1 protein-coding gene is annotated in these 445 nt (G+C 65.6%); it reads left to right on the plus strand.

Annotated features, from left to right (window positions below):
- Nucleotides 1–348 (plus strand): DUF47 domain-containing protein (locus G3I71_RS47655; RefSeq protein WP_164325191.1); only part of this gene is annotated, 348 nt, incomplete at its 5' end.
- Nucleotides 349–445: the final 97 nt, after the last annotated feature.

The following is a 445-nucleotide window of genomic DNA, read 5'->3' on the forward strand; positions in this document are numbered from 1 at the left end:
TACATGGACGAGGCGTCCGACCTCATCGTCCTGTACAAGGTCGAGGAGCTGCCCGCGCGCGTCTCCGACCAGGTCCAGGTGCTCCAGCGCGCCGCCGAGCTCACTGCCGAGGCCATGCCCCGCCTGCGCTCGATGGACTCGCTGCAGGAGTACTGGGTCGAGGTGAACCGCCTCGAGAACCAGGCCGACAAGTCGCACCGCAAGCTGCTCGCGCAGATGTTCGACGAGATCTCCGACCCGATCCTGCTGATGAAGCTCAAGGAGATCGTGGAGAAGCTCGAGGACGCCGCCGACGCGTTCGAGAAGGTCGCGAACACGGTCGAGACGATCGCGCTCAAGGAGTCCTGAGCCCCCGTGGAACCTGTGCTCGTCGTCTTCGTCGTCGCGCTCGCCCTCGGGTTCGACTACACGAACGGCTTCCACGACGCCGCCAACGCCATCGCCA

It is taken from the genome of Streptomyces sp. SID12501, assembly GCF_010550245.1.
Lineage (GTDB): Bacteria > Actinomycetota > Actinomycetes > Streptomycetales > Streptomycetaceae > Streptomyces.